Origin of the sequence: Schleiferilactobacillus shenzhenensis LY-73, assembly GCF_000469325.1 — a bacterium.
GTDB classification, from domain to species: Bacteria; Bacillota; Bacilli; order Lactobacillales; family Lactobacillaceae; genus Schleiferilactobacillus; species Schleiferilactobacillus shenzhenensis.
Map to the genome: position 1 here is coordinate 60,531 of NZ_KI271594.1, position 268 is coordinate 60,798.

At 57.8% G+C, this 268-nt stretch carries 1 pseudogene; it reads left to right on the forward strand.

The features are described 5' to 3' along the window. A pseudogene (locus L248_RS16100) lies at window positions 1-268 on the forward strand (hypothetical protein); the annotation flags it as partial.

Below are 268 nucleotides of genomic sequence, written 5' to 3' on the forward strand. Positions count from 1 at the left end.
GTCTTGAATGAGGCCCTCCAATACCACCTGCGCAAGCGGTTCGGCGTGCAGAAAGAAACACTGCCGGGAGGCGAACAGACCAGCCTTTTTAAGGCCGTTACGCTGGCTTCGCCCATTGCAGAGAGCGAGATTGAAGAACGGGAAACCGTGGTCGCCGCTCACCGTCGCAAGAAGCCCAAGGGCAAACGCGCCGACGAACTGAGCAAGTTTTCCAGCGTGGAAGAACATCATTACTTGCCGGCCGATCAGCGCGAATGTCCCAACTGCC